The organism is Ornithinimicrobium sp. CNJ-824, from assembly GCF_001942405.1.
Lineage (GTDB): Bacteria > Actinomycetota > Actinomycetes > Actinomycetales > Dermatophilaceae > Ornithinicoccus > Ornithinicoccus kibberensis.
In genome coordinates, this window is sequence record NZ_MKKA01000031.1 from 1 (window position 1) to 8,602 (window position 8,602).

Genomic DNA, 8,602 nt, shown 5'->3' on the forward strand with positions numbered 1-8,602 from the left:
GAGGTCGTCCAGGCGGGTGAAGGTCGTCAGGTCGGGGCGCGTGAAGGTAGCGTCGGGCATGTCGAGGTCTTTCGGATGGCTGGCGTAGGAACCTCCATCCTCGGAAGACCTCGACGCCTACCTCGTGACCGACGCGCCAGCGCTCTCTACACCCTCATCTGTGAAGAGCCGAGAACTACCGCCTGCGCATGCTCCTCATCGGCGGAGGGCTGAACCTATGACCCACCCTCAAAGACGAAGAGCCACTTATCTGGCTCTTCCCAGCTGCGGTGGGGGTGAGGGCGTGACGCGCCAAGCGTCGCAGTTGCCGGGGTGAGAGGGGTCGAGGTCCTCAGGATCGGAAGCGACCAAGCATCCGAGAACCTCGAGGACCTCGACGATGGACTACCCTACGTCGTGCTGCCGTGCCCTCGGCGCGGCCGGCGCCTAATGCGACAACTGCGACCTGCTCGTCGGGCTGGACGGCTATCACGTCATCGGCGGGGGCCGTGGCCCGGACGGGCTGACGGTGCGGGTCGAGTCGCCGCCAGGGCCGGTCGGGTGTCCGGACTGCGGGGTGCGTGCGACCTCGCGGGGCAGACGGGAGCACCGGCTGGTCGACGTCCCGGCGTTCGGGACGCCGGTGCGGCTGGTGTGGGTGAAGCGCACGTGGGCGTGCCCGGAGACGACGTGCCGGCGGCGCTCGTTCACCGAGGTCGATGCGGGCCTGGCTCCGCCGCGCTCGACGTGGACCACCCGGGCCCGGTCCTGGGCGGTGGGCCAGCTGCGGCGCGAGCACGCGACCGTGCACGGACTGGCCCGCCAGCTCGGCCTGGGGTGGGACACCGTCTGGTCCGGGGTCGAGCCCATCCTGGCCGCGGCCGCGGCCGACGAGGCCCGCTTCGCCGGCGTGCAGACCTTACTTAGGGGTTGACGAGCACGTATGGCACCACGTCTCCACCAACCTGAGTTGTGACGTTCGCTCCGATTTGGCGGGAGTCACCTGCGCTGACCTGCGCCTTCGCGTCGCAGGGTGTGACTAATCGCGTGCGTGCGGGTGGGTAGCCTTGCCCGGTGGGCTCCTTCGTGCGCAAGGTGAAGACCGACTCGGGCGCGACGGCGGTGCAGGTCATGCACAAGCGGGGTCGGCGGGTCCTGGGGATCGAGCACATCGGCTCCGCCCGGACAGATGCGGAGCTCGCGCTGCTGGAATCGATCGCGCACGAGCGGTTGCACGCCGGCCAGGAGCAGCTGCCCCTGGAGTCCGGTGGGACCAGCGCTGCGGTTCCCGCCACGGGGATGGGTGCCACGGTCGCCGGCACGGCGTCGCTGGTGTTGTGGCAGGCCCTGGAGCGGGTCTACGCCGACCTCGGCTTCGACGCCCTGGGCGAGGCGTTCAAGCAACTGGTGCTCGCCCGGATCATCGAGCCGACCTCCAAGGCCGACACCGTGCGGGTGCTGGAGGAGCTCGGTGTCCCTTCCCGCACGAGGGAGACGTTCATGCGGTGCCTGTCCCGGGTCGTCGAGCGCGGCTACCGCGAGCAGGTCGCTGTCGCGTGCTACGCCCACGCCGCCCCGACCGGGCGCTGTCGGCGGTGCTGTACGACCTGACGACGCTGCACTTCGAGACGCCGAAGGAGGACAGGCTGCGCAAGGTCGGGATGAGCAAGGAACGGCGGGTCGACCCTCAGGTGACCGTCGGGCTGCTGTGCGACCCCGGTGGGTTCCCGCTGGCCGTGCACCTGTTCGAGGGCAACAAGGCCCTTGAGTGTCGGTGTCCGCCGATAGGCTGTGCTCAACGAGCAGAGCCCCGCAGTCGGCAGGGCCGACAGGCGGGAGCACAGCAGCGCATGGCGAGCACAAGAGATGACGCGGACCTGAGGATCGCCGGTCGAGGCGCGCGACGTGAGGGACGTCAGTGACGCTGGCGATCATCGAGGAGCAACTCGTGAAGTCCCGGCAACGTGTGAAGGCCCACGGTGAGGTCTTCACGCCTCACCACATGGTCCAACAGATGCTCGACCTGGTGCGCGAGGATCTCGAGACCGGCACCGACTTCGTCGACAAGACCTTCCTCGAGCCCGCGGCCGGTGACGGGAACTTCCTGGTCGCGATCCTGCGTCGCAAGCTCGCTGCGATCGAGAAGCGCCTCCCCGCCGAGACATGGCCGACGGAGTCACTGTTCGCACTGGCCTCGATCTACGGGATCGAACTGCTCGAGGACAATCACGACGACGCCAAAGCAGTGATGCTGGCCGAGTTCCACGGCTTCCACCAGGGCCACGGCACGGCATGCGGTCCGGAGACCGATCTGCACCAGGCGGCAGCGTTCCTGATCGACACGAACATCGTCCGCGGCAACACCCTGACCGGGCGGACCTCCGAGGGTGAGGACATCCAGTTCTCCTGGTGGAACCGTGTCGAAGGCGCGCCTGGGATGGTGCAGCGCGACCCGTTCACTCTCGCGTCGCTACATGAGGACAACGGGTTCGACTTCACCGTCTACGCCACCTACGAGCCTTGCCGGATCGAGAAGGTCCACGAACAAGAGAAGATCGATGCCTAGCCCGAACATCAGCACGTTCCGCGAGATCATCCCGCTCATCTACTCCTGGAGAACTCCCGACGTTCCCAAGTACGACGGCTGGGAGAAGATCGGCTACACCGAGCAGGACACCGCTGACGCCCGCATCGCACAGCAGGCGAGCCAGATGTCCATCACGAAGGAGAAGGTCTGGGCGCGACGGGCCGTCTTCACGTCTGAATCCGGCGGTCGCTTCAAGGACACCGACTTCCACGACTACCTCAAGCAGCAGGGTGTCGAGCGCGAGACCCAGCCCAAGCGCACCGAGTGGCACTACCTTGCCCCTGCGCCGAAGCGGTCGATCGACTACTTCAACGACTTCGCCGGCCAGGACTTCCAGGCGTCCCCGACGGACATCCCGGAGGAGGACTACACGCTGCGTCCGGAGCAGCAGGCGGCCGTCGACCAGGCCGTCGCCGCCTTCGATGCCGGCAAGCTCGAAGTGCTCTGGAACGCGAAGCCGCGGTTCGGCAAGACGTTGACGACCTACGACCTGATGCGCACCCTCGACGTCCACAAGATCCTGATCGTCACCAACCGCCCGGCGATCGCGAACTCGTGGTTCGACGACTTCACGCGATTCATCGGCCACCAGACGACCTACCGGTTCGTCTCGCAATCAGCTTCTCTCGCCGCCCGTCAGCCGATGACGCGCGAGCAGTGGCGGACCTACTCGCTCGACCACCAGGACGAGGACCCGCGCATCGTGGAGTTCCTCTCGCTGCAGGACCTCAAGGGCTCGCAGTACTTCGGCGGCAGCTACGACAAGCTCAAGCACATCGCCCAGTTCGACTGGGATCTGCTGGTGATCGACGAGGCCCACGAGGGCGTCGACACCACCAAGACCGATGTCGCCTTCGATCAGATCAAGCGGAAGTGGACGCTGCACCTGTCGGGCACGCCGTTCAAGGCGCTGGCGTCGGGCAAGTTCGACCAGGACCAGATCTTCAACTGGACGTACGAGGACGAGCAGACCGCGCGCCAGGAGTGGCAGGACGCCAGCCAGGAGAACCCGTACACGGCGCTGCCGACGCTGAACCTGCTGACCTACCAGATCTCGCGGATGATCACGGATCGTCTGGCCGAGGGCGTCGCCAGCGCCGAGGACGAGGCGAACATCGACTTCACGTTCGACCTAGGCGAGTTCTTCGCGACCAAAGACAACGGCTTCTTCGAGCACGAGGCCGAGATCATCAAGTTCCTCGACTGCATGGCGACCAACGAGAAGTACCCGTTCTCCACGCCGGAGCTGCGCGACGAGATCCGCCACTCCTTCTGGCTGCTCAACCGCGTCGCCTCCGCCAAGGCCCTGGAGAAGCTCCTCAAGAAGCATGACGTCTTCAAGGACTACACGATCATCATGGCCGCCGGTGACGGGAAGAACGGCGACGACACAGACGTCGTGGCCGTCGGCAAGTCCCTGGACAAGGTGCGCGCCGCCATCGCCGAGGCCGAGAAGTCCGACGGCAAAACGATCACGCTGTCGGTGGGTCAGCTGACGACTGGCGTCACGGTGCCGGAGTGGACCGCGGTCATCATGCTGTCGAACCTGTCCTCGCCGGCGCAGTACATGCAGGCGGCGTTCCGGGCCCAGAACCCCTGCACGTTCGAGCGTGCCGGGCACGTCTACCAGAAGCAGAACGCCTACATCTTCGACTTCGCGCCCGAGCGCACGCTGACGATCTTCGACGCCTTCGCCAACAACCTGCACCCGAACCCGTCGGGCGACCCGCAGGTGCGGCGCGACAACATCAAGACGCTGCTGAACTTCTTTCCGGTGCTCGGTGAAGACGCCGAGGGCCGGATGATCGAGCTCGACGCCTCGCAGGTGCTGACCTTCCCGCAGGTGTTCAAGGCCCGCGAAGTCGTGCGCCGCGGCTTCCTGTCGAACCTCCTGTTCGCCAACGTCGCCGGCATCTTCCGCTACTCCGAGCACGTCAAGGAGATCCTCGACAAATTGCCCACGGCCAAGCAGGGCAAGGTCAAGTCCGGCGATCCCATCGGCATCCCGGTGCCGCCGCCCGTCACCGACGCGGATGGCAACGTCCAGGTCGACGTCGAGACCGTCATTAACCCCAAGGTCTCCGAGCTCGGCAAGCCCGTCTGGAGCGTCGAAGACATCCCGACGGCAGAGCCTGTCGCCCCGGTCGCCAGTACGGCGACCGCGATCGCGAAGGCGGTGACCGAGCAGGCCAAGGCAAAGCGCGAGGAGCTCAAGGAGGAGTACGGGCTCACCAAGGCACAGGTCGAGCGCGACGAGAAGCGCACCGAGCAGGTCATCAAGGACCAGGTCGAGCGCGCGTACACCGACCACAACATCGCGAGCAAGCACCTCGAGGACGAACTGAAGAGCGCCGCCACGGAGGCTGAGGCCGACGCGGTGCAGGCCAAGAAGGCCGAGCAGGACCAGGCCTTCAAGGAGAACATCCTGACCATCGTCGAGGGGACGATGGACTCGATCGTGCCCGAGGTGGTCACCCGCGAGGAGACCAAGAAGGAGCAGAAGCGCGCCAACCAGTCCATGGATGACGCCCGCTCACACCTGCGTGGTTTCGCCCGCACGATCCCGATGTTCCTGATGGCCTACGGCGACCGCGAGATCCGGCTGTCGAACTTCGACGACTACACGCCCGACGACGTGTTCCATGAGATCACCGGCATCACCGAGGCCGAGTTCCGGCTCCTGCGCGACGGCCAGGAAGTCACCGAGGAGAACGGCACCCTCACGAAGATCCCGGGCATGTTCGACGAGGCGGTCTTCGACCAGGCCGTCCAGGAGTTCCTCGACAAGAAGGAAGCCCTCGCCGACTACTTCGACGACGCTCAGACCGAGAACATCTTCGCCTACATCCCGCAGCAGAAGACGTCGCTCGTCTTCACGCCGCAGTCAGTGGTCAAGACGATGGTTGACCTCCTCGAGGTAGAGAACCCAGGCATCTTCAGCGACCCGGACAAGACGTTCGCGGACCTGTTCTCGACGGCCGGCCTGTTCCTGATGGAGCTCGTGCGCCGCCTCGACACGGGGCTGGTCGAGACGTTCCCGGATCAGGACGAGCGGCTCAAGCACATCCTGACCTCACAGATCTTCGAGATGAGCCACGACAAGATACTCCACGAGATCACAGTCGAGGCCGTCTCCGGCGGCGTCGCCGAGCGTAAGAAGTGGATGAAGGGTTCCGGTCACTTCATGTATGGCGACATCGCACGCATGAGTACCGAAGAACTACAGCAGATTGTCGACGGCATGTTGAGGGAAGGGAACTGACCATGGGCAAGAAGTTCGATGTAGTGATCGGCAATCCGCCCTATCAGAGCGAGGCTGTTCGTGAGGGTGGGCGCGGCGAGCCGCTCTACCACCTGTTTATGGACGCCGCGTACGAGATCGGCCGACAGGCCATCATCATCACGCCCGCACGTTTCCTCTCCAACGCAGGCCAAACACCGAAGGCGTGGAACGCCAAGATGCTCGCAGACGAGCATCTGCGAGTCGCGTACTTCGAGCCGGACTCGGGCGTACTGTTCCCTGGGCTCGCCGACACGATTAAGGGCGGCATCGTCGTCACCCACCGCGACTCCGAGCAGGTCCTCGGACCGATCGGTACGTTCACTCGCCACCCTGCTCTTAATGGGATTCTGCATAAAGTCGACCGACCGAACGGTGGGTCACTTATGGCGGCGGTATCTTCCAAGGGGGCGTTTCGCTATACCGACAAGATGTTCGAGGATCATCCGAATGCTTCCGAAATGATCCCTGGCGGGAGCAGTAACATGGTTGTCGGTTTCAACAATCTTCCGTTCCTGTGGCGCATCGACAGGCCGAACGATGGCCATGTCTACGCGATCATGCATGGTCTTGATTCGACAAAGCGCGCGTCTCGTTTTATTCGGCGCGACTTCGTCACCGGCCCCAAATCGTTCGACAAATGGAAGGTAGCGATCGCGAAGGTGAATGGGACGGGGTCCACTACGGACTTCTTTGGATTGCCCCTTACCAACCCGTTTGTACTGGGTCCAGGCGTAGGTGTGACACTGACTTTCATGACGATCGGTGCGTTCGATTCGGAGGCGGAGGCCAACGCGTGTCTTGATTACCTCAAGACGAAGTTCGCGCGCGCGATGCTTGGTGTGCTAAAGGTGACCCAGGACAACGCACGAGGTACCTGGAAGCACGTCCCGATGCAGGATTTCACGAGCGGCTCTGACATCGACTGGTCGAAGTCGATCCCGGAGATCGACCAGCAGCTCTACGCGAAGTACGGACTCGACGACGACGAGATCGCCTTCATCGAGGATCACGTCAAGCCGATGGACTGACACGGATGGTCACGGCGAATGCATGAACTGCACCACGGTCAACTGGTGAGGCACGGTGGTGAGTGGTACGGGTCGCGGCTGGAACTATTGGACCAGAAACAAGCTCGAGATCCTATAGAGCTATCTGCCGGCCTTCAATAGCGCGTCGAAAAGGTCCCCGGAGCGGATCTACATCGACCTGATGGCGGGAGCACCGGAGAACTTCGACCGCGACACGAAGCAGGCGTTCGATGGATCCGCCCGGATTGCGCTGGATACTCAACCCGGATTCACCCGACACGTGTTCGGTGAGGAGGCCAAGAAGGCCGCACGATTGGAGAGCGAGCTCGACCGGCGGTCGCGCCGAAGGCTGATGAGTCTAGCAGCCAGCGCTGAGTGGAAACCGCTGAGTGAACCGCCTCAACAGGAGAACCTGCAGGCCGCGGCGTGTCACCATTGGCAACCTAATCGGCCGGTGGACGCTCGCCTGATCGAGCTGACGGACAAGGACACCGCACGCTTCTCTCCGATAGTGAACCGGGTCAGCCACTGGTTCGCGGTGCGAGTGCGCTGAGTTCGGCGAGGCGCAGAAGAGCAGCAACTGCGCAACCCGTGTCGACAAACTAGTTCGCGCTTGCGGGCGGCCTTAACGGCGTACTCCTCGACCCCGAGCGCCCCGAATGCTTCGACGAGGTGCCGTCGATGAGCCCAGTCGGCGCGCAGCAGCCCGTGCGCGTTGAGCTCGGCGTCACGGGGGTACGTCGACTCGGGAACGTGCGCGACACCGTTGGCGTGCATCCAGTCATCGATCGTGCGCTCCAGCGCCGAGCGGCACAGGTGGCCGTCCACTGCGCGAGAGACGAGCCCCCAGCTGGCGCGGTGGCCATCGGCGGCGACCCCGGAGTCTACTAGCCGCTCAGAACTCAGCGGGTCGACGCCTTGGCTGAGCGTCTGGTAGATCAATTGACAGCCGATGAGGACACCATCGCCCGACTGCATATTCATGGGCCCAGTCCAATGCCATCCAGGACCGTGTGGGAAGTCTGATCGAGCGTGAGCTGAGCTTCACGGCGGAACGTGTCCTGACCTCGGACGAGGGCTTGGTGACACGAGCCCGTCCCGACTCCTACTACCCCTTGCACCCGGCACGGGGGTGATTGCAGAGGTGGAGCGGGGCGGGACCACGGCCAACAACCACGATCTGAAGAACCTGTGGAAGGCGCACATCGCCATCAAAGCCAATCATCTGTTCCTGGTCGTGCCCATCGATCTCCTTAACGAGAACGGAGCTTCCGCGAGCCACCGTTCCCCAAAGTCGCGCGACGTATGGGGGCATTTTCACTAGCCCGCGTACGGCGGTGAATGTGTTGAGCGTGCAAATCTTCGGTTACTAAGCCCCGGCTTGCGACGCCCGTGACGAGTGGCACGGAGAACGACGGGGCCGGGTTCGAGCGCGGAGCGGACGAACGAGGTCCGAGCGGCCGACCCTCGGCGCACAGGTTGGCCAGCCGCTCATGCACGTCCTTGGTCCCGACGCTCCATCGCGAGCGGGCGTACCTCACTCGTACCCCAGAAAAGTACTGCAGTGGGCTCGCAAACGGTGCGATCGAGTGCTTTCCAGTGCCCGGAACTGTGCGGAATCGGCTGCGCGAGAGGGCCTTTCGTGGACTTTGCAAGGTGTAGGAAGCTTTCCCTCCGCACCAAGGATGGCCACAAGCAGGAGCTGAGCCTGGATCCGCCGAAGTT

Annotated in this window: 5 protein-coding genes and 1 pseudogene; all 6 read left to right on the top strand. The window is 64.3% G+C overall.

Translation table 11 applies throughout. The features are described from left to right. Positions 1 to 556: 556 nt before the first annotated feature. Complete coding sequence (locus BJF81_RS10590) at positions 557 to 913, top strand: helix-turn-helix domain-containing protein (RefSeq protein WP_075958317.1); 357 nt, start codon at positions 557 to 559, stop codon at positions 911 to 913. A gap of 140 nt (positions 914 to 1,053) precedes the next feature. Beyond that, positions 1,054 to 1,742: pseudogene (locus BJF81_RS10595) on the top strand (IS1634 family transposase); the annotation flags it as partial. Positions 1,743 to 1,897: 155 nt separating this feature from the next. After that, positions 1,898 to 2,545 (top strand): hypothetical protein, encoded by a 648-nt coding sequence (locus BJF81_RS10600; RefSeq protein WP_075958319.1) that lies wholly within the window; start codon positions 1,898 to 1,900, stop codon positions 2,543 to 2,545. After that, positions 2,538 to 5,828, top strand: a complete 3,291-nt coding sequence (locus BJF81_RS10605) for a DEAD/DEAH box helicase (protein WP_075958320.1) — start codon at positions 2,538 to 2,540, stop codon at positions 5,826 to 5,828. Before BJF81_RS10600 ends, BJF81_RS10605 begins: the two co-directional genes overlap by 8 nt. A gap of 2 nt (positions 5,829 to 5,830) precedes the next feature. Continuing rightward, positions 5,831 to 6,877, top strand: coding sequence for an Eco57I restriction-modification methylase domain-containing protein (locus tag BJF81_RS10610; RefSeq protein ID WP_075958321.1), 1,047 nt, complete (start codon positions 5,831 to 5,833; stop codon positions 6,875 to 6,877). A gap of 181 nt (positions 6,878 to 7,058) precedes the next feature. After that, entirely contained in the window at positions 7,059 to 7,430 is a 372-nt protein-coding gene (locus BJF81_RS18380) for a hypothetical protein (RefSeq protein WP_187345512.1), read from the top strand. Positions 7,431 to 8,602 lie beyond the last annotated feature (1,172 nt).